The organism is Dictyobacter alpinus, from assembly GCF_003967575.1.
GTDB lineage: Bacteria > Chloroflexota > Ktedonobacteria > Ktedonobacterales > Ktedonobacteraceae > Dictyobacter > Dictyobacter alpinus.
This window is the reverse complement of the sequence record NZ_BIFT01000001.1, coordinates 4086912-4108152: the sequence shown is the minus strand read 5'-3', so window position 1 is coordinate 4108152 and position 21241 is coordinate 4086912. Positions and strand designations below refer to the sequence as shown.

The window sequence follows — 21241 nt, the reverse complement described above, 5'->3', positions numbered from 1 at the left end:
ACGATTATTGCTAAACAATGTGTTGCGCAAGTTCTTTAATTACAGTCTCGCGCCTGCGTTGCCCGCTCATGATGTGTGGCAGGTACGCTCCCTACCCTTCTATATCACACACCACAAAATATATTAAAACGAGTATACATTAAAACCGGGCACAGGTAAAATATAAGGATTGTTTCTTGCCGGACGCCTGCCGCTTAACGCTTCTGTTTAAGTACGGATTGGGCGGCAAAGTAGCCGCACATACCATGCACGCCACCACCGGGAGGCGTTGAGGACGAGCAGATAAAAATGTCCGGGGCAGGAGTAGTATATGGATCCAGGCGAAGAGTGGGACGAGTAAAGAGTTGCAAGATATCTTGCTTACCACCGTTAAAGTCGCCACCGATATAGTTGGGATTATATTGTTCGAGGGCCACAGGATTGGTGACGTGACGCGCCAGAATACGCTCACGAAAGCCCGGGGCAAAGCGCTCGATCTGCTCCTCAATACGCGCGGTCATATCAAAATTGGAACCATTGGGCACGTGACAGTAGGCCCAGGCTGTGTGTTTACCAGCGGGTGCCCGTGTAGGATCAAACATGCTCTGCTGAGCAATCAATACATAGGGATGCTCAGGAGGCAGGCCACGCTGAACCTGTTGCTCCGATGCCGCAATCTCAGCAAACGTTCCACCCAGATGGACGGTACCAGCCTTCAGGCATTCCTGCGCCGTCCAGGGAATGGGACCATCCAGGGCCAGATCCAGCTTAAACGCGGCCGGACCATAGCGATAATGCCGTAGCTGACGCTTATAGCCCTCTGGCAAGCGATGTCCAGCAATCTTTAACAGCTGACGCGGAGTAACATCAAAGAGATAGGCATCAGCGGCTGGCAGATCATCAATATTTTTGACTTCCGTAGAGGTTCTGATTTCTCCTCCCAGAGAGCGTAGATAGGCAGCCAGAGCATCAACGATAGCCTGTGAACCACTACGCGGCACGGGCCAGCCCGAAACGTGGCCGGCCGTAGCCAGTAAGACACCCGCAGCCGCACTGGTAGGCTGGCTCAAGGAAAGCATAGAGTGGGCGGCGATACCAGCCAGCAGCGCCCGTGCCTGTGGACCTCGAAAGGCCACATCAGACAACAACTCAGCCGAACTAAGGGCAGCCAGTACAAAGGGAGCCAGCTTGAATGGATGCAACAGTGGCTTCAAACGCAGAGGACCAAGGAAAGCCTGGATAATCGTCTCCCAATTGTCCACAAAAGGGATCATCAACCGCTGATAGGCATCCTCATCACTTCCCAACGTCGCAGCCGTAGCAGCGATAGAGCGATGCAAAATCACGGCGGAGCCATCATCCAGAGGATGGGCCAGATTGATTTCTGGTTGTATCCACTCAAGTCCAAATTGCTCCAGGGGTAGCGTCTGAAAAAAAGGCGAGGCCAGACCAAGTGGATGGACCGCCGAGCAGATATCATGGACAAAGCCAGGCAAGGTCAACTCTTTTGAGCGTGCACCTCCACCAATCATGTCCTTCGCCTCAAGCACCAGCACCGACTGACCAGCCTGCGCCAACTCGACCGCCGCCGCCAATCCATTAGGTCCTGAGCCAATCACAATAGCATCATACGTTTGCTGTCTTCCCATAAATTCCACGCATTTCGTCTGCTAAAACTACCAGTAAACTGGCTTATCTGCTACATTAACAACACTTTGACCATACATACTCTATAGCAAGTCTCATAAAGCATACAAAGAAGTATAATATACAACAATATATACACAAAGCACATGGGTACTGAAGTGCCCTGTCTTGAAAGTGTCAAATATCTGGCTCTTCCGCACTTTCCATGCTGTATTTGCAAACCATCTTCTTAGAAAAAAATGGAGCGAAAGAGCCAATACTTGATAGATACCTCTCTCTTTGTAAGAGTCGACAATCTCTAACTTTCAAATACGTAAAACAATTACATATACTTAACACTTTTCTCCTATACTTTATTAAACAAGGGGTACTTGATATCACTATAAAGTATAATGAGTTCTCTACTGATATTATGAAGTTTATTTTATACCATTTCTATTTTCGATAGACACTATTTTGACATTGCAAGAAAGGCTTTTTTTTTGTTATGCTTGCTGTAATACAACATGATTTGTCACAAACAGCTCATGATTCTGCTTCGCAACCAGGATGGTTGCGAATACTCTGCTCACCACTACTTCTTTGCCTTTTCATTGGTATCGCCGTACGCATCTTCCTTATTGTCCATTCATCACCTACGATCCCTGGCGATGAAGCCTTGACTGGCATTCAGGCCGAGAATATTTTACGTGGTCTACATCCCATCTATTACTATAACCAACCGTATCTGGGTAGCCTGGAAGCCTACATTCTCGCTATATTCTTTGCTATCGCGGGTCCGTCGGTGACGGTGGCACGCACTGCTATGATGTGTATCTCCCTTCTGATGATCGTTCTTACCTGGTTCCTTGGTTCGGCTCTCGCTGATCAAGCCCATTTAAAAGGGAGCATGAAGCGACTATTTGTGTTTATTGCAACACTGATCGCGGCATTCCCTCCCCTTTATGATACCGTTCTTGAGTTACGTTCCTGGGGTGGCTATACCGAAGCCATGATTATTATGCTTTGGCTATTGCTGTGCACCCTTCGTCTAAATCAACGCTGGCAGGCGGGGGCATCACACCGTGAGCTTACTCTGCGCTGGCTTGGATTCGGGTTCGTCGTAGGATTGGGCTTTTGGATCGATCCGCTTGTCGTATATGCAGTAGTGATTGCGGCGCTCTGGCTGGGAGGAACGTTTATTACCGGATTGATACATCCCATCCAACGTCCCAATGCTCGCCGTACTTTACTTACAGAAGCACTTTTTGCTCTGGTCGCTATCCCTGGTGTCTTAGTTGGTTTTCTACCAGGTATCATTTATGGGTTGAAAAATCAGTGGGCAAACATCATTTTTATATTTTATTCTAACTCAAGCCATGCACCAACCCTCACAAAAAAGCTCCAAATGCTCAGCTTATATGCGCGCTGCACAGCACCACGCGTTATTGGTGGCTCTCTACCCACCGAACCTTATGTCAGGCTAGGCAATTCAGCCGTTGTAACTCCCGGTCTTGTAATCAGTGGCGTCTGTATCGCACTAGCGGTCATCGCTATCGGACTCTCTTTTTTCTGGCATCATCCTGCGGTAGTGCGCACCCGTCAATTAACCCTCATGCCCATTGTATTTATGCTTGTTGTTACAGTGATTTTCTGCAACTCCACTTTTGTAGCGGTAGAAAATAGAGCAACCACTTGTACGCAAATAGATGCTTCGGGACGCTATGCAACGCCTCTTTGCATTGTGCTCCCATTTATCCTGGCTGCCATCATAACGCTCTGCTGGCAATTTCTAGCCACACGCCCAAACCAGCAGACACCATCCCAGAATCCACAAGAATCTATACCATCAGGTACACGGCCCAACACCTACGCTGGACGTCATTCAAAGAGTTTATTGGGTCGGCCAATCAAAATTGTCCTTTTGCTCGTCCTGGTTGTATATTTTGCCACTCAAGCCTACGCCTATGCTGCATCTCATCCCGAGGCAGTGTTTAAATCTTCTGGCTGTTTGCAAATGGTACAAGATGAAACAGCTATCAATCAGTATATGCAGCAAAATAATATCCATTATGCCTTTGGTAATAACTGGATTGCTGATCCAATTACGTTTACAACCAATGCCTCTATTCTTGTCTCGCCTCTCCCTTTTTCCACACGGATCAAGGTCAACGAGCAAAAAGTTGAAAATGCAAGTCGCTATGCCTTCCTATTCTTTGTCGCCGCTTCGGAGAAAAAACCACCTTTTGTGACGCTGCTCGATAAAGAACATTATAAGTATAGTATTGCACGTTTTCAATCACAGCCTGGCTGGGATGTGATGATTGTCTATCCCGAGCGCAAAATTTCTATCCATGACAAAATTTTTGGTGAGACGATCAATGCGACTATCTTTAAAAGTTGTTGATAATCAACAACTTTTAAAGATAGTCGCAGGAGGTCTTATTGGACAAAAATACGCGTTTCTACAAGCTCAATTATGCTACCAACAGAGGTACAGCAAGCCTCGCAATGTTTGTGCTATACTCAAACCATGAAAATTAAAATACGTTATTTTGCTTTATTTCGTGAGATCATCGGGCAAGGCGAAGAGGTGTTAACAGTAGCCGATGCGACACGGATCGCTGATATACGAGCACTCTTAGTAGAACGCTATCCACGCGTACAGCCGACCATGGAACGGTCAGTAAATGCGCTTAACCATCGCTATGTTACGGCTGAAACGCTCCTCCATGAGGGAGACGAACTGGCTTTTATTCCACCGACAGGAGGAGGACGCTAAAGATGGAGCCTATTATTCAGTTGACACGCGAGCCATTAGATCGGGAGGCGCTGGTTGCGGCCGTGAGCGATCCCAGCGTTGGCGGCATTGTGGTTTTTGAAGGGGTCGTACGCGATAACGCACGCGGCAAAAATGTACGCTATCTGGAATATGATGTGTATGAGGAGATGGCACGCCAGCAGATAGCCAGCATTATCGAGGAGGCACGCCAGCGCTGGTCCGTGGAGCGTGTAGCGGTCGCCCATCGCTTTGGTCGCTTAGAAATTGGTGAGGCCAGTGTGATCATTGTCGTCGCCACACCACATCGCTCAGAAGCCTTTGAGGCCTGTCGCTATCTTATCGACACCCTCAAAAGCACGGTCCCTATCTGGAAAAAGGAAGTTGCCACAAACGGTGAAGAGTGGGTCGAGGGCTAAACAAACGCCCTCACTGCCCCTTCTTACATAGCCTCAACCATAACAAGGTGATACACAAAGCCTAAACTCGCGCTTTTCTTTATGGTATACTTGCAAGTAAGCGAAGTATTATCCATAATAAGTGCGTTACCTTGCATAAGCCAGCGATCTGGGAAAGATCCAGGGTTTTTCGCGGAGGTCGTTGATGAACTTATTCGAAAAACAGTCCCGCCTTAATCAGTTCTTTGCCCAAAGCCCTGTCAACGCCGCCTACCTCGCAGGTGCTCTCTCCAATCGGGCCACGTTTGGTCAACTCAGTGATGTAGATATCGCGGTCCTCCTGATGGATCAGATCAAAGCAGACCAGTTTCTCGATTACCAGTTGTACTTCTTGAGCGAACTGGCTCGTCGCCTGGAATCTGATACCATTGATGTTGTGATCTTAAACCAAGCCTCGCTCCTCTTAAAGCTACAAGTAATTAAATATGGTCAGATCGTTTTTAGTCGCAATGAGAAACAACGGGTCACCTTTGAGACGCGTGCAGTTATGGATTATCTGGACTTTAAGAAGTTTGATGAGATCCAGCATCAGGCGCTAAGTCGACGACTCAATGGCAATATGTTGCCGATCGACAAAAGCCTGGTAGAGGTTTTTCTACAACAATTACGCTCGGCAATCATCATTCTGCAAGAATTAGGAGAAGAGTCACGGGAGAAATTTACGACCGACTATCACTACTATGGCCTGGCCGAACGCTATATGCAACTGGTTATTGAGGCCTGCCTCTCCATCTGTAGTACATTGATCGCCGCCTTTGGCCTGCGTCGGGCTGAGAGTTATCATGAACTACTGAGTATCATTGCCAGCCAACAGCTTATTCCACGTGCCCTGGCCTATCGGCTGGAAGTATTAACAAATATCCGTGATATGCTCGTCCACGAGCCAGCCTCGCTCAGCCACGATCTCCTTTATGACTATATCCAACACAATCTGAAAGATTTCATAGAGTTCGCAGACAGTATAGAGCAGAAACAGGCATAAATATCAAAAGCGGCGAGGTCCCTGTTTTGCCAGGGACACCTCACCGCTTCTGGTTTGGCAGGCAACCATTACTCGGCAACAGAACGCAGTGCATTGGCCTGGCTCATCGCCTGGGCAGCCTCGTCTGCACGACCGGTCGCTTCATAGATCTGTGCCATGGTCTCATAGGCAAGGATCATCGAAGGATCCATCGAAATCGCCTGCTGAACAGTATCCAGGGCCTCGTCATAGCGTTTGACTTCACGCAGGGTATCTGCCAGATCATTGTAGTAATCCGCATTGAGTGGATCACTCTCGATAGCATTCTGGTAGTTATCAATCGCCTCTTCATAGCGCCCTAGAGCGTCATAAGCGGTTGCTCGCTGGTAATACCCCTCTGGATCATCTTCAGAGCGCTCTAGCAGTTTCTCAGCGGTCTGTATAGCCTCTTCATAGCGTCCCAGAGAGTTGTAGGTTTCAGCCAGACCCGCATAGGCTGCGGCCAGATCGTCTAATTGCAAATCACCACGATCTGCACTCTCGACCAGACCTTGATACAGCGCTAACGCTTCATCAAAACGTTCGGACTCCAAATAGGTTTCAGCCAGGCTAAAGCGTGTGGTGATGCGTTGAGGATCGATCTGAGTAGAACGAGAATAGGCCTCAATCGCCTCTTCACTGTTTCCCTGGATCGAACGCCAGGTACCCAGATGCTCCCAGGCCTCAGCATCATCTGGATCAATCGTCACAATCTGACGATAAATCTCAGCCGCCTGATCGCGCTCACCCATCTGCTCATAAATAGCGGCCAGGGCATCATATCCAACGCGTCCCTCAGGATCCAGTGTCAGGATCTGATTGGCGGTTGAAAGAGCATCATCATAACGGCGCATATCCAGATAAATGCTTGAAAGCTCAGCATAACGAGCAGGATCAGTTGGGTCCTCATCAATCTTATGTTCCTGATCCATTACCCGTCGCCACTGCTCATTGACACGCTCCCGCACATCCAGCAGATTGTTACTGGCATTAGCATTATCAGGATTCAACATCAGGGTCTGACGATACGCCTGAATAGAATCCTGATAAAGATTCTGGGTACGATAAGCATCACCCACACTCAGATAAAGCTCATCATTCTCAGGATCCAACTCAATCGCCTGCTGGAAAGTCTCAAGGGACTCCTCATACAGACCTAGCTCACCATACAAATTGCCAAGATTGATATAGCCATCAATCAACTGTGGATCCAGATCTATAGCACGTCGATACCCAGCAATCGCTGTCTCAACATCGCCTAAATACTGTTGCGCCAATGCCAGATTATAGCGAGCGCGAGCATTATTAGGGCTCACCTCAACCGCCTGAGCAAAAGCCTCAGCGGCAGTCTCATAATCACCTTCCTGGGCCGCGGTATTGCCGCGATCAGTCCACGACTGCTCATCACGGGCAAGCTCACTGCGCTTCACAAAATGCATGGGCACACTTGTATTAGGATTGGTATTAGTATTGGTATCGGGCTCATCTTGCATATTACTCATACGTGGCCTACTCTCCTCTATACTCTATATTGTACTGTACGCAGGAATATTCGGTAAATCCTTGCGTAGTATAGCACATATGGGCCCAATCACCATCATAGAAACCATCCCATAAAACAGCTACGAAACAAGGCAGGAAGCCGATCTAACACGAATAGCCATCAAGGTTTTTTCTTCCTTAATGGCCTCTTTTTTGATCGAAAATGAGAACAGTATAGCACTTGTGAACCCTCTCACAAGTGCTATACTTCACTTTTTCGGCTTCTTGTGGGAGCGCAATTTTATACTATTGATAGGTGAGTGCGAATCATGTTGCAGACGCGCATTCTTGCTTGTGAAACTTCTCAGATAACGCTCAGTAGTTTTTATATCTTTATGTCCCATTTCACGGGAAAGGCTGAAAACATCTCCCCCTGCATCTAGATACATGCAAGCAAAAGTATGGCGGAACGTATGAGCGGACAAACGTACGTCATCAATACCAGTTTTGGATTTTAGGTAGCTCATCAATCCACCCATTCCACCTCGCCCAAAAGGCAAACCAACCCGACCACGACCAAGCGAAAGAAACAAAATGGGCTCATCAGCACGGGCCGGACGACGGTACTTGTGGATATACTTCCAAAGGAGGTTACTTATTTCAGGATGAATGCCTACCTGACGTTCCTGACGCCCCTTACCAAAGACAGTCACATAAGTATCATGGACATCCTCTACACGGATCGTAGCAACCTCAGAACGCCGCAGACCAGTATCTAACATCAATAGCAAGATGACATAATCACGGAACCCCTCATTAGTCGAGAGATCGAAAATGCTAAGCATCTGTTCTATCTGCTTTACAGAAAAAGCATCGATTATTCGCTCATCTACTTTCGGATATTCCAAACGTGTACCAGGATTTTTTTCTATCAACTCTTCTCGCTGGCACCAGGTAAAGAAAGTCTTCCAACGACGAATATAATCACACACACTACCAGCTGATAGAGTTGAACCGTTCTCAGGTGGTCGACGCGACTTCTGAACCTCTACAGACTCAGTCAAAAGATACTGAACACATTCCCGAAGATGAAGCACTGTTATCCGTTCCAGGTCGGTCACACCGCAGATATCAGCCAACAAACGCATCAGAAGATTGAGAGCATAACTATAAGCTAGCTGAGTATGTGGAGAAAGACGCCTGGTCACAAGACTTCTTAAGTAATGTTTGACGGTCTCATCAAGTTTCATGAAAACACCCCCCTATGCTACAGACTCAGCAATGTGATAGAGCACACGCTTTTTGCGCACAATTTTAGAGTAGTCTTTTTTCCGCTGCTGCATATATTCTTCTGCTAAGCGGTAGTAGACAGACAGTGTATCCGAGAAATCTGCTTCCACATCAGCAGGCAATTTATCATCAGAATGAGCACGCCACGCCTCAAAAGTGGAGAGGCAGCCCGTCAGTTGTGCAACCATCCGATCCATGTTGACCTGGCGCTTCCTCTTACGGATGTACGGAGCCAGATTGAAGAGCAGAGGATTCACAAGAGGCACCACATAACTAGGCTGTTTCAGTGCTGATTGTTTACGTTTCTTCACAGGTGTTTTTGAGGTGTCCATAGGATGTTCTTCCAGGTAGGCATCTACTTCAGACAGCAGGTCTTCACGTTCCTTCTCTTCCGCTTCATAGTCAGACTCTTCCACCGCAGGCACTGCAAAGGCAGTCTGAATAACTTGCCAGTCTGGATGCACATCCCATCGTGAGCGGTTCACATCCGTGTCACTTGGAATCACATAGCGGAGCCAGCCATCAGGCAACCCATCAGCGCCACCATCAACATGTCCCACGGCATATCCCCACAGGCCAGCAATATAACTTTCCAGCATGAAGGCATCTTCGATCCCATGAAACAAGACCTCTTCATGTTCCACACCATCTTCAACTGTGGTCACAGACTGTTTCATTTCCCGCAGAGCTGGACGACGGAAGCGCATTTCTGTCCGCATGACCTGCATATCTTCGCTATACTCAAAGCCCTGAACACGCGCCGACTCACTCCAGAGATCAAAGAACCAGGACTTTGCACGCGACTTGTATTTAATCTCGTGCGTTTTGTCATAGATAAGCGCAGAAATGGCAGCCCCACGAGCCCCAAATGGCAAGCCAGTAATACGGCCCCAGCGACGGTTAATCTCTTCAGGACCATCAACAAAACCATCATCCAGGCAACCAGGACGTTCTTTTGAAAGTTGCGCACGAGAGATAAATCGCTCTTTGATGTCATCTGCACATGGCAAATGGAAATTGACCGTATCCACAGCCAGGTCAAGCGCCGACACCTGGAGGCAGATAAAATCTCCAAAGACGTGTGTGAGAAAGCAAAAGACATTGTTCACGATCAGCCCAATATCACGCAGCTTCCACAGGTATTCAGAGGAACACCGGACCTGGGCACACAAATTCATTTTTGAGCTACGATTGACGCAAAGATTGATACTCTCATTTTTCAGAATCCAGTTGAAGCCCTCACCACCTTTCATCATCATTAGCAATGGTTGACCATCGAAGACAAAGCGCGTCGGAATATTTTCCTCTTCTTCCTGTGCCTCATCCTTTAATAGCTGCAACTCCGCTTTCAGCTCATCAGAAAGCTTTTTCTTAACCACCTGATAACTGCTATCCGTCTGGTAGACATTCAGATACAAGGTATCCAGAAAGGCACCAAGTACTTTTACAGGACTATTCATAGGCATCTCCAATCTTGAAAAAAACGACTATAAAGCTGGACAATAGCTGTGAATGAAGAGTTAAATATAGATCAAAAGAGAACTGCTATTCTTCAAAAGAAGGGATGTTAACAGTGAAAAATGTTTTTCGCTTCTCATTTCAGCTTGCTCTATTTATTTTCACATTTTTACTTTTGCTTTTGATTGATGTGTCTTTTGCCCATAACATTACGTATAAAATTGTTCTGCAATCTCTACTCAAAGCCTTAGTAATAACTGTTTTTTCTTTTGCAATTTCATATGCACAAGAAAAACAAAGAAAAATCAGAGAAAAGAAAAAAAAGGAAAACAACCAGTGATGTATTTTGAGCGGTCCGGTTTACTTACGGGACCGCTCAGGTCACATGCCTAGACGTGACCACCTGCCTGAAGAAGTTTGAACACATTCCAACAGGCTGGACAGAGCAGAAGGACATTCCACTTGCCCCGCCGATCCTGCCAGGTGAAGGGCTTGCAGTGGGCTTTCTGTCGGCATTCGTGACAGTAGGTATGAAACAGATCCATTGTGTGACCACCCTTTCCTAAAACTGAGCACCCGCACGAATACGCGCCCACAAATCACGAGCATCCAGGCCGTAGTACAAGCGGAAGAAATCGAAGACACTGCCACCTTTTCCCCAGGCATAGCAGTACCAGCACATGCCACCAGGAGTTGTCGGGTGAAACACTTTGAAGGAGCGCCGCCGATCTTGCCCATGGTCATGATGAGCACCAAAGGGACAATGTCCCATCCCTCGTTGATTGAGTTCGACATAGTGACCAATCAACACAAAAGAGTCCTGGCTTGCGCACCAATCGGCTATCATCGTGTGCGGCGAGCTGGGTCGTGGAGCATCGTTTTTGGTCATCGATCTTTTTTGGTTCACGGCCCCGTGCGTTGATCGTTGTGAGCGAGCGGCCGTGACATCGAAGGTTGGGGCCTCGACCTGGCTCACATGCCAGAGCCAGTGCAACATATCATGCAGGGTGGGAGCCACCGGCACCGGACGACCTTGTTCCAGGGTGATAAAGGGATAGCGCCGCCCCGTGAGCTGATGAATCCCAAGGGGAACCCGGATCAATGATCCATACCCATCCGTCTGATCTTGTTTCGGAAAAAATTCCATGCCCTCTGGACAATAGGGGCGCAGCCACCACCGAACCGTTGCCGCGGGAGCTGGTTGTTGGAAGAAGACCCACAAATGTCCCTCTCGGTGTGATTGCTCCAGGTACGAAGGAATCCCATCCGCAGCCAATGCTTGTTGCGCCTGGCCGAGAAGCTGCAAGCCCCCTGGTTTATCGGCATCCATCACTGCAAATGTGCATGACCCATGAGTGTTTATGACATAGGTGCCAATGGTGCAATCTCCTTGCAAATGGGCATAGAGCACATCATGAGTTAACGGACGACCTGCACGCCGATACAAGCCGTTGGCCCCCTGGAGCGCATAATCATCTGAGCGACCGACAAACAAAGCCGCAAACCGAGCGTAGAGAGAAGGAGCAATAACCATCGTTTTCACCTCTTCAATGATAGGCCGGACACCGTGTGTTGGCGTCCGGCTGAAGGCGTTGCCTCTTTGGCGTCATTCTTAGATCATCAACCGTCGACCTACTGCCAATCCGACACGACCTGGGTTTGCATCCCCGGCCACTCTTCTTGCTCCACATGACGAGCTGGATGTGGGCGATCCGCCGGCCAGACGGTACCCTTAATTTCTTGTACCGGCTGTTCAATTTGTTTGATATCTGGAGAAGGTAATTGTTCGGTAGTAGGGGTAGCCGTTTGAGAACCAAAGGTCAAATCTCCATCACGCGCTTTGTCCACAAATCTCTGTGCCCGATCTTCTGCAACCTCTTCATATTGATTCTGAATCGTCCCTTTTTGCACTCTCTGAGCTTTCAGAAAGGCAGTGCGATGCATACGCCGTTCATCGGAGAGCATGGCTTGATTATCCAGGTGATCTTGATTGACACCGTGTTCAAAGAAGTGATCCAGATCGACCAGAGCGATAGCCAGCAAGGAAAGCGGCAGACAAACAGCCAGCGTAAATTCATAGGCGGAATAGAAGGCACTTTTCGCGCCCAGGACGGCACCAAGAGAACCAAGCATGCCCGCCATTTCATGCCCAGACAAGACCCACCCAAGATTATTAATGGCGCTGACATAGGTGATACTTAAGGCGACAAAGGCCATCATGGCCGCGCTAAACACCTTTTTTTTGCCAATGAGGAGGAAGGCTTGACGAGCACAAATGTAGATAACCAGATCAAGGAAAAGGCCACGGAGAAACGCCACGAAGGTCCCACCATAGACCCACCCGTTCGCGATGCTGGACTCAAAAATGAGTCCAGGCACCACGAGCGCACATAAAGCAATTTCAAGCCGTTTCCAGAGCAGATGTAACCCAATCGCTAAACGCATAGTCGGTATCCTTTCCAGCCCTAACGGGTTGCAGGCTGAGCAGCAGGAAACAACACTTTTTTGATGAAGAAGCGAACGGTCGGAGTCTCTTTGCCCGTGTCTTTATCCTTTTTGGTGCCAGGAAGGCAGCGACGAATAACGACCTTAATGGGTTGATCGAGCATGGATTGATCACGCTTGCAGAGATCTTCAAACTGGGGATTGTCTGCACTCATCTGAAGAGGAATGCGTTCGCCCTCGTCGGTATCCAGAACAATCAGGGAAAAGAAATCATAGGCCTTACCAGAACCTTTTGCAGTTCCATTCATGCGACGAGCATATTTGACGGTACCGGTTAATTCAAAAGCCATGGGACACCTCTTTCTTTTTGAATGGCCTGAAGAACTGGACCCCAGGCCAAACAAACGAACATCAAAACAACCTATCGTGAAGATCGCCGACCTCGTGAGGAGGAGCGACCACTCTCATTCGGAAGCACGCCGTTAATCGTATGACCCTGACGGAGCAGTTGATCTATCTCGCGTTGAGCTTGTCGCTCATTCTCCACATCCGTCCGCACCAGCTCCTTAGAGCGAGGGCTTGACCAGGTCTGTTTACTGCTAAAAATGGAAAGGCCCATCTTACTTCCTTTCCTTGCGCCGTTTCGCATAGGCAGAACAAAGCTTGACCAGGTAAGGACCCATCTTGACTTGATGGAGCCGGACGCCCTGGGCAGAACAATACGCGTACTGTGTCATCATCACCTCCAGTAGTTTTTCAAATCACGCATCCGATCAGCATCAACTAAAGAGACTTCATAACTGGTATTGAGCATTTCATATTCAAGCTCTTCCCAGGTTTTAACTGATCGTTTACGCGTGACCAGTTGAACATCTTGCCAATCAGAACCAACTAGCCGTTGCGCAGCACCACACTGTGAGCGATCACACCGACGATAATTAGCAGCTGTTGTACTTCTCCACTGATGTCCCACCAAACGGCACTGAGAGTTTTTCGACCGAATAGGAGGGTTGATCTTATTGGCGCAAGAACGACACACGAGAAATGGGTGATGATTGAACATGACACTATAAAAGGCTTGCGTATAGACTCCACAGTGTGGACAATTGTGCTGTTTTTTTTCATTGGCTCACCTGTTTACCGATGTGAAAAGAAGGCGATAAACTGAGTTACAGGAACTTGAAATTTCACAAAGAACAGCACCGCAAATGCGACGACGGCCAGCAGCAGTAAGGAACGCAATTTCAGAGCGCGAAAGATCAACGAACACACGACCAGGACACCGAGAACCATAAGCACCTGTACAGGTGACAGAATGAATGTCGTCATAGGAAAGCTCCTCTCTTGACGTATCCGATCCCATCCCGCATACTTGAAATATGAGAAATGGTCACAGTCAACACAAAAACTAATCTCATACGCTGGACTAGTGGCGGCAACCGCTAGCCAGCACCCCTACAATCGCCAGAAAACCAACCGCGTTAATGACCCCACCAATAACATTCCCAACAAAGAGACAATAGACAGCCCCAGCACCAAAGATCAATAACACGAGTAAAAATGTGAAACGAAGCGATCGTCTATCCTGCAAGAATTCACCCCCTCAATATGAAACTTTATCAGAATCTGTTATTCAATATCAACCTGCTCGAATTATACACTCCAATAACTTTGAATGTCAATACTTTCAAGCTTTGATTTTGAATATCAAATTCTGATATAATTCAAGTAAATGGTAAAGGATAAAAAGAACATCGGGAGAGGCTAAATGAATACCAGATTTCCAATATCAGAACTTTTATCAGAAGGAAGGAAAATATTTGTTCTTCCAATTGGAAGCGTAGAGCAACACGGGCCATATCTACCTATAGATACCGATCTTAGAATTGCTCAAATGCTTGCAGAGAACCTGGCAGCTTCATTGAGTGATAAGAGAGCCCTGTTACTTCCAGCAATTCCCTTTAGTTCGTCCTGGGAACATAAAGGCTTAGGAACTATTGCTTTAAATATAAGCACCCTGGCAGCTGTCTTACATGACATCGCGTACAGTATTCAGACATGGGGCATTCACAGTTTTCTTATCCTTGTAAATTGGCATGGAGGTAATAGCATCCTTGGATCATTAGCAACAGAAATCACTGCCAGGGAAAATCTTCCAACAGCTGTTATACCGTCAGCATCTGACATAGGTAAGGCTTGGAGAACAATCGACATCACCAAAGCGCACGAGGTACACGCCGGAGCTGTAGAAACATCAATTATTCAAGCCTACTGGCCTGATCTAATTCACCAGCAGATACAAGATAAAGATAACTTTGAGCCTGCTATACAACCAGTTAATACTCAAGCAGCACTACAAGCCATAGGAATACATCATCTTAGTAGTACTGGCATATGGGGTGCACCAGCGGAAGCCGATGCCAACAAAGGAAAAGAACTTATTGAGCAGCTCAGTACTAATATGTCAACGCAAGTCAAAAAGCTTTTACAACTGATAAGCCAGGATGAAGGAGAGAGGCAATGAGAGGCCCATTAGCAAAAGATATCTTAAACACAGCACCACCAGAGCTACGTATGGGAGCAAAGGCAACTAAAGCATACCTGGATATGCGAGAAAAAATTTTAAGTGGTCATTATCAAACCGATCAGATAATTATTCCTAAAGATATCGAGGAAAATTATCATATCAATAATAACAGCACTCAGTTACTGATACTCAGATTAGCCATGGAAGGGCTTATAAAAGTAAGTCCTGTAAAAGAAAGATCATGGCCTAACAATGCAGCTATCAACGAATACCGCATAGCAGATATGAATATAAGACACAGAATACTTTCGAATAGACAGGGAGGCTTCACGGTTGATATTTCTCAGGGACAGAAACAGTCTGCAATCAAAGAGGTGCAAGCAATCGAAGTTGAATATGCGGATAGAGAAGTTGCCGAACTTCTAAATATAGAGCCAGGTGAAAAAGTAGTTTTCTATCGCACTATTCAAAAGCTCGACCAGGAAACGGTAATTGCTATTAGCGATACTTATATTCCATTCTGGATAGTTGAAGCGCTTCCAGAACTCAAGAAACCAACTACAAGCTTATACCAAACCATGCGTCAACTTGGTAAGAAACCCACATGGTGCACAGAGACAATAGATATCACCCAGGCTAGCAGTCCGGAACGTGTCGCCTTTAAACTGTCTCCCGATGATCCATCCCCTTTAATCAAAATAATCAGAAAAGTATACAACGATGATGGAGAAGTGCTGAGTGTTGATTTCTTAACAGACCGAGGAGATTTATACAGATTAAAGTACTCATTCCCTCTTTACGCCGAAGACATCCCCAAACAAATGAGAAATAAATAAAACAGATCTAGATTATGCCATAGAAAGAAAATTTCTATGGTACAATCACCTGTATAGCCGAGTGGAAATCGAAGTGGCCGAAGAAAGGCAGAAAATCCGATGCCAACACAAGAAGAACGACTTGCAGCGCTAGAACAAACAACAAAAGAATACCGGCCAGTCTTACACAATTTCGCGTATGAGTTAGCAATGGTCAAAGGACTCATCATTGACCAAACAGGTATTTCTCAAGAACTAAGAGGAGACGTAAGCGAAGTAAAAAAGCAACTTGACCGCATTGAAACCCGCCTGGATCGACTTGACCAGATGGAAGCATTGCTTACCAGGATACTTGATAACTTACCAAAAAGACCTACTGAATAAATTCAAATCGATAAAGAGCTTTTGGATTGATACTGCCCAAATGCTCTTCTTTTTTATATTCCATGTGATACAGATGCTTTTCAAATTAGCCAATAGAACTGTAAGATTTTGCGAGGCACGCAGTGGTAAAAATACTAAGCTCAATGCCTCGCACAGCTTGAGAAGGGAGGTCAGCAAGATTTGATACATATTTGCCTTCCTTGGAAAAGCCAAAAATACCTGTGCCTCGCAATTACTAGATTTTACTGGCTTCTCAGGCTATACTAGAAGTGGTGCCCTTGTAGAGGAGAACCCATCCCGTCAGAGGGGTGCAACTAATTCATTTGTAGAAGTCCTCTGTTGATCGAAATGGCTCGACTGAGAGCACGTACATTAATAATCACATAGATTAATGTGTTGAGATTGGCAACGGAGCGGCCATTGTGCACTCTAGGATGCTCGATTCCAAGCTCCTTCGCCTGGCTATTGATACGTTCACAACTCGTGCGTTGCGTGTAGATGCTCTTGAAAAGAGGGCTCGTGCGATCAAGTGAGATGCGCATTCTTGCTCCTTGTTCCCAGTTGACATCCTTGACACAGCCTTTGCCCTTGGCAAATTGTGCGTGATCACAGGGAGTTCCCGTTGGTTGAGGGAACAGTAGAGGGCAACGGAAGCGTTGCGATCGATAGCCATAAGTATGATTGAATTGAGTAGTTGGATGCATCCTCAGCTTTTTCGGGCACAGTGGGACCCCATCTGAGGCACGTTCATAGATGAGATGCCCATGCTGATTGAGCGGAACTGCGGCGATACCACCATGGATGGTGGCACGTTGATACACATACCAAGCATCAAAAGCAGCATCAGCTGTGATATGGGTTGGAAATTGGTGAAGTGCCAGGGCACACTGCTGGTAGAGTGGGAGAAAATAGGTCACATCTGCTTCATTGAAGGGCTGCGTATATTCGGCAAGGACCACATCTCCATAGTCGGATGTGGTGGCCGCCGCCACTCCAGATCCATAGCCCCAGAGCAGCTCTTTCTTTTCTTTGGTGGAACCATCCGGTTGTTCTTGATTGGTGCTGCGCTTGACGCCGAGCTTACAATCAGGATCTCCAGCCAGGACCTGATCTTTGTTGAAGCGCTCGGAGACGTAGGCACGCATGTTGTTTTCTTTCACCCAGGCATACAAGTGCTTCACATCGAAGGCCACGGTCTCGCCGAGTCCAGGAATCTCGGCTTGGAGTGCAGAGACGGTGGCGTGCAACACATCTTGGAGAAGCGCTGGATCCAGTGTACGAAGCTTTTCTCCAAACCAGTAGCGGCAAGGAAGCGTCTTTTCGGCGTCGAAACCATAGGGAGCGCAAGGATCGTAGACGAGCTCAAAGTTGAAATCAATGATGAGAAGCGGATGTTTGAGCAAAAAAGACCGGAGTTGCGTTGAATAGATCAATCCTTCTCGCAGACGGAGAAGGAACGCTTTGAGATAGGCACTCGTTGGATGGGTGAGTGGTCGCCCGCGAGATGATCGTTGCTGTTCCCACGTGTCGACGAGAGACCAATCGAGCAAAGAAAAAAAGGCACGATAGTCCTGGACAACGGGATCCTGTTCGATGAGAGTGATCATGGTAGACTGGTCAAAAAGAGAAGATGAAGGTATCATAACGGAGAACTCCTTTTCTGGGTGGAATTGTGTTATGAATACTCTGCAAAAGGAGCTTCCCTTCAGTCAAGCAACAGAGACTTTTGGGTAGAAAAGGAGGAAGGGTTCGACAAATGAATTACTTGCTCTTGTTTTTATCGAAGTGAACGACGATTGTATATCGATTGTTTTCGAAAAATCGACAAATGAATTACTTGCTCTCGTTTTTTGAGAATCTGATCCGATCTTTGATCGAGGAAAAGAACGTTTTCAATAAATGAATTACTTGCACCCCTCCCGTCTGAGGGGTGCAACTAACGTATTTGTAGAAGTCCTCTGTTGATCGATTTCACCCGGAGTAATGCTCGCACGTTTATAACCAAATAAATCAGGGTATTGAGATTGGCGACCGAACGGCCATTGTGGACGCGAGGATGTTCGATGCCAAGCTCTTTGGCCTGGCTATTGATGCGTTCGCACGACGTGCGCTGCGTGTAGATAGCCTTGTAGAGCGGACTGGCGCGATCCATAAGCAGACGAGTACGACCTCCTGGTTCATCGTTGATTTCCTTGTGGCACCCTTTCCCTTTGCGAAATTGCTCATGATCGCAGGTGCCTCCTGTTGCGTGAGGAACAAGGAGCGGGCAGCGGTAGCGTCGAGCGCGATAGCCGTTAGGATGAGCATAGTGGAAGGTCGGTTGCATACGCAGCCCGATAGGACAAAGCGGAGTACCATCAGGGTCAAAGGTGGTGGTGCTCCGAGCATTGAGCGGGACCGCAGCCATGCCACCACGACGAGCAACCGTGTCGTAGACATACCACGCATCATAGGCGGCATCAGCGGTAATGTGAGTAGGGAACTGTTCCAGAGCCATGACGCTTTGTTGGTAGAGTGGACGGAAGTAGGTGACATCGCCTTCATTGAAAGGTAGCGTCTTTTCTGCCAGCACGACATCGCCATAATCTGGGGTGGTGGCAGCGGCAACACCGGAACCATAGCCCCAAAGAAGTTCCTTCTTCTCCTGAGTGCTGCCATCATCCTGTTCCTGATTGGTGCTGCGTTTGACACCGAGTTTGCAGTCAGGATCACCCACGGGAATGCGCGTTTTGTCATAGCGCTCGCCAACGTAGGCACGCCAGTTGTTTTCTTTCACCCACGCATAAATATGCTTGACATCAAAGGCTACCACCTCGCCCAATCCAGGAATCTCTTGCTTGAGAGCGGCAACTGTGGCGGCCAGCAGGTCGGTGAGTAAGGTATGGTCTAACTGGCGCAATTTCTCACCGAACCAATAGCGTGTAGGAAGCGTGCGCTCGACATCAAAGCCGTAGTCAGCGCTCGGATCAAGCTGGAGGTGGAAGCCCAGTTCGATGATGAGCAAGGGATGGCGGCACAAAAAGTCGCGCAATTGCTTGGCGTAGAGCAAGCCTTCTTTGATGCGGAGCAGAAAGGCTTTGAGGTAGGCGGTAAGGGGATGACCATGGGACCCGCAACACTTGGAACGACGGGCAAGCCAGTGATCAACGACAGACCAGTCGAAAAGAGAAAAGAAGGCGCGGTACTCTTGGACAAGCGGGTCAATATCGAGCAGGGTGGTAAGGGTGGACTGGTCAAAGCGAACAGATGCAGGTATCATAAGAAACAACTCCTTCGTGTATGTAGGATGAGTTTTTTTATACAGTGCACGAGGAGTTTTTCTTTGCGCAAGGGATGAGGGACGTTTTTCCTACCGGAGTGAGAGTTGTGTGAGTGAGAAGTTACTTGCTCGATTGGTACTCGACCTCGTGGTCAAGCAATACATGACGGATGTGTGTCCTGGTCGGAAAAATCAAGAGGTTTCCACTGAGAAGTTACTTGCTCTTGCTTTTGGGGAAATGCTGCTCGATCCAGAATCGGGAAAATTCCTGATTTTCACAAATGAGTTACTTTCACACCTCCCGCCTGGGATTGAAACTTAAGACGATACAACTTGCCATCACGAGGATCTAATCTTGCAGAGGTGAACACATCCCGCCTGGGATTGAAATTCATAAGTTAAGTGGTTTAAAACAAAATGATGCTTGGATATTATCCAAGCATCATTTTTTGTGCCAAAAAAGCAGAAAGCACCTGGAAAAAATATAATCCAGGTGCTTTTATTTTTAGACAGAACAACATGAGGAAGTATAACACATGAATAGCCATGAAATGGCTTGAAGCCGCTCAAGAAGCCGATTCATGTTATTGGATAGTTGCGTAGTATAGCACATATGGGCCCAATCACCATCATAGAAACCATCCCATAAAACATCCATGAAGCAAGGCAGGAAGACGATCTAACACGAATAGCCATCAAGGTTTTTTCTTCCTTCATGGCCCCTTTTTTGATCGAAAGTGAGAACAGTATAGCACCTGACAAAAACGAAACGCGTCGTCAGGAAGCACTGCGGATGTTGTAGTGCTTCCTGACGACGCGAGACGCTGCGTGTTTCTACTTTGTAACACGCAGGGTTAAATGAAAGTCATACAAAGTTGCCGGGAAAAAGGCTTCGGTATACTCGATCGGGGCTCCAGTCTCGTCAAAGGCAGTGCAAAACATGCGTAAACCTGCGTCTTTTTCCGAGACACGTAACAATTCAGCTTCACGAGCTGAAGCGCTATCAGCTTTGATCGATTGTTCAGCAATATAGGGCTGCAGTCCTTCTGAGGCCATTAAATTATAGAGAGAGCCATCAGCGGTTTCTTTCGCCCGTTGATACACGCCAGCAGCACGGGGATAGGGTAAGTAATCCACTTCATAAGCAACGGGAGCATCGTCAGCAGTACGTAAGCGTTCCAGGCGAATAACCTGTTCTTCATCGGTCAAACGCAGTTGCTCACGGACCGTTTGTGATCCACGAACTAGTTCGCTCACAAATAGCATTCCCCCAGGACGCTTCCCACGGCGACGTAATTCTTCAGAAAAGCTTGTAAGTTCACTAATAGTTTGTTGTTGTACACGTGGCTCACAGACAAATGTGCCGCGACCATGCTGGCGATACAAAAGACCCTCATGGACTAGTTCTGTCAGAGCCTGCCGTACGGTTGCACGGCTCACATGATATTGTGTGACCAACTCTGGTTCTGAGGGTATAGCGGTATGAGGGGCGAGGTGCCCGGCACGAATTTGCTGCTTCAGCACTTCTTTTAATTGATAGTAAAGCGGTAGAGGATTTGAGCGCTCTAATATTGGCATATACGGTTCCCCTTATGTCCATACAACAAATTTTTGGATATGTAACATTATGGGAAGAATATATCACAAAAAGAGAAGAGAGTCGAGGGGTTAAGAGTATAAATTTGAATAAACAGGAAATATGACCTGGTAAATTTGATCATATACCAGGTCATACAATA

General features: G+C 47.3%; 22 protein-coding genes. 9 read left to right on the top strand and 13 right to left on the bottom strand.

From position 1 onward, the window contains the following. Nucleotides 1-194 precede the first annotated feature (194 nt). Nucleotides 195-1628 carry a phytoene desaturase family protein gene (locus EL633_RS16200; RefSeq protein WP_126628180.1) on the bottom strand — a complete coding sequence of 478 codons (1434 nt, stop codon included), beginning with the start codon at nt 1626-1628 and terminating at the stop codon, nt 195-197. Nucleotides 1629-2113: 485 nt separating this feature from the next. On the opposite strand from EL633_RS16200, the gene EL633_RS16195 reads away from it, so the two are divergent. From EL633_RS16195 to hepT, 4 genes are all read left to right on the top strand, one after another. Then, nucleotides 2114-4012, top strand: a complete 1899-nt coding sequence (locus EL633_RS16195) for a glycosyltransferase family protein (RefSeq protein ID WP_126628179.1) — start codon at nt 2114-2116, stop codon at nt 4010-4012. A gap of 126 nt (nt 4013-4138) precedes the next feature. Continuing rightward, nucleotides 4139-4387, top strand: coding sequence for a MoaD/ThiS family protein (locus EL633_RS16190; RefSeq protein ID WP_161982184.1), 249 nt, complete (start codon nt 4139-4141; stop codon nt 4385-4387). Nucleotides 4388-4389: 2 nt separating this feature from the next. After that, nucleotides 4390-4803: a molybdenum cofactor biosynthesis protein MoaE gene (locus EL633_RS16185; RefSeq protein WP_126628177.1), complete on the top strand. Its 414-nt coding sequence runs from the start codon at nt 4390-4392 to the stop codon at nt 4801-4803. 184 nt (nt 4804-4987) lie between these two features. After that, complete coding sequence (gene hepT / locus EL633_RS16180; protein WP_126628176.1) at nt 4988-5824, top strand: type VII toxin-antitoxin system HepT family RNase toxin; 837 nt, start codon at nt 4988-4990, stop codon at nt 5822-5824. Nucleotides 5825-5892: 68 nt separating this feature from the next. Here the strand turns inward: hepT and EL633_RS16175 are convergent, their stop codons facing one another. From EL633_RS16175 to EL633_RS16165, 3 genes are all read right to left on the bottom strand, one after another. Then, nucleotides 5893-7344 (bottom strand): tetratricopeptide repeat protein, encoded by a 1452-nt coding sequence (locus EL633_RS16175; protein ID WP_126628175.1) that lies wholly within the window; start codon nt 7342-7344, stop codon nt 5893-5895. A 249-nt stretch (nt 7345-7593) separates the two neighbouring features. Then, entirely contained in the window at nt 7594-8574 is a 981-nt protein-coding gene (locus EL633_RS16170) for a tyrosine-type recombinase/integrase (protein WP_126628174.1), read from the bottom strand. A gap of 12 nt (nt 8575-8586) precedes the next feature. Continuing rightward, nucleotides 8587-10074, bottom strand: a complete 1488-nt coding sequence (locus tag EL633_RS16165; protein WP_126628173.1) for a hypothetical protein — start codon at nt 10072-10074, stop codon at nt 8587-8589. Between the two features lie 113 nt (nt 10075-10187). On the opposite strand from EL633_RS16165, the gene EL633_RS16160 reads away from it, so the two are divergent. Continuing rightward, the gene (locus EL633_RS16160) at nt 10188-10412 is read left to right on the top strand and encodes a hypothetical protein (protein ID WP_126628172.1); all 225 of its coding nucleotides are present in this window, start codon (nt 10188-10190) and stop codon (nt 10410-10412) included. 222 nt (nt 10413-10634) lie between these two features. On the opposite strand, the gene EL633_RS16155 is transcribed toward EL633_RS16160, so the two are convergent. The 6 genes from EL633_RS16155 to EL633_RS36565 all read right to left on the bottom strand — a co-directional run bounded on the left by EL633_RS16155 (nt 10635) and on the right by EL633_RS36565 (nt 14108). Then, entirely contained in the window at nt 10635-11606 is a 972-nt protein-coding gene (locus tag EL633_RS16155) for a TOTE conflict system archaeo-eukaryotic primase domain-containing protein (RefSeq protein ID WP_126628171.1), read from the bottom strand. A 98-nt stretch (nt 11607-11704) separates the two neighbouring features. After that, entirely contained in the window at nt 11705-12517 is an 813-nt protein-coding gene (locus EL633_RS16150; protein WP_126628170.1) for a hypothetical protein, read from the bottom strand. A 20-nt stretch (nt 12518-12537) separates the two neighbouring features. Beyond that, the gene (locus tag EL633_RS16145; protein WP_126628169.1) at nt 12538-12867 is read right to left on the bottom strand and encodes a hypothetical protein; all 330 of its coding nucleotides are present in this window, start codon (nt 12865-12867) and stop codon (nt 12538-12540) included. 71 nt (nt 12868-12938) lie between these two features. Continuing rightward, a complete protein-coding gene (locus tag EL633_RS16140; protein WP_126628168.1) occupies nt 12939-13136 on the bottom strand; it encodes a hypothetical protein in 198 nt (65 codons plus the stop codon). 518 nt (nt 13137-13654) lie between these two features. Continuing rightward, the gene (locus EL633_RS16135) at nt 13655-13846 is read right to left on the bottom strand and encodes a hypothetical protein (RefSeq protein ID WP_126628167.1); all 192 of its coding nucleotides are present in this window, start codon (nt 13844-13846) and stop codon (nt 13655-13657) included. A 97-nt stretch (nt 13847-13943) separates the two neighbouring features. Continuing rightward, a complete protein-coding gene (locus tag EL633_RS36565) occupies nt 13944-14108 on the bottom strand; it encodes a hypothetical protein (protein ID WP_161982183.1) in 165 nt (54 codons plus the stop codon). Between the two features lie 177 nt (nt 14109-14285). Between EL633_RS36565 and EL633_RS16130 the strand changes: the two genes are divergently transcribed. The 3 genes from EL633_RS16130 to EL633_RS16120 all read left to right on the top strand — a co-directional run bounded on the left by EL633_RS16130 (nt 14286) and on the right by EL633_RS16120 (nt 16243). After that, nucleotides 14286-15041: a creatininase family protein gene (locus EL633_RS16130; RefSeq protein WP_126628166.1), complete on the top strand. Its 756-nt coding sequence runs from the start codon at nt 14286-14288 to the stop codon at nt 15039-15041. Continuing rightward, nucleotides 15038-15880: a UTRA domain-containing protein gene (locus EL633_RS16125; RefSeq protein ID WP_126628165.1), complete on the top strand. Its 843-nt coding sequence runs from the start codon at nt 15038-15040 to the stop codon at nt 15878-15880. Before EL633_RS16130 ends, EL633_RS16125 begins: the two co-directional genes overlap by 4 nt. 99 nt (nt 15881-15979) lie before the next feature. Beyond that, the gene (locus EL633_RS16120) at nt 15980-16243 is read left to right on the top strand and encodes a hypothetical protein (RefSeq protein ID WP_126628164.1); all 264 of its coding nucleotides are present in this window, start codon (nt 15980-15982) and stop codon (nt 16241-16243) included. A gap of 314 nt (nt 16244-16557) precedes the next feature. Here EL633_RS16120 and EL633_RS16115 read toward each other — a convergent pair whose 3' ends face one another. Both EL633_RS16115 and EL633_RS16110 read right to left on the bottom strand, forming a co-directional pair. After that, nucleotides 16558-17886, bottom strand: a complete 1329-nt coding sequence (locus EL633_RS16115) for a transposase (RefSeq protein ID WP_126626872.1) — start codon at nt 17884-17886, stop codon at nt 16558-16560. 293 nt (nt 17887-18179) lie between these two features. Continuing rightward, entirely contained in the window at nt 18180-19502 is a 1323-nt protein-coding gene (locus tag EL633_RS16110; protein ID WP_126628163.1) for a transposase, read from the bottom strand. Between the two features lie 109 nt (nt 19503-19611). On the opposite strand from EL633_RS16110, the gene EL633_RS16105 reads away from it, so the two are divergent. Then, the gene (locus tag EL633_RS16105) at nt 19612-19824 is read left to right on the top strand and encodes a hypothetical protein (protein ID WP_126628162.1); all 213 of its coding nucleotides are present in this window, start codon (nt 19612-19614) and stop codon (nt 19822-19824) included. Nucleotides 19825-20336: 512 nt separating this feature from the next. Here the strand turns inward: EL633_RS16105 and EL633_RS16100 are convergent. Then, nucleotides 20337-21080, bottom strand: a complete 744-nt coding sequence (locus tag EL633_RS16100; RefSeq protein ID WP_126628161.1) for a GntR family transcriptional regulator — start codon at nt 21078-21080, stop codon at nt 20337-20339. Between the last annotated feature and the right edge of the window lie 161 nt (nt 21081-21241).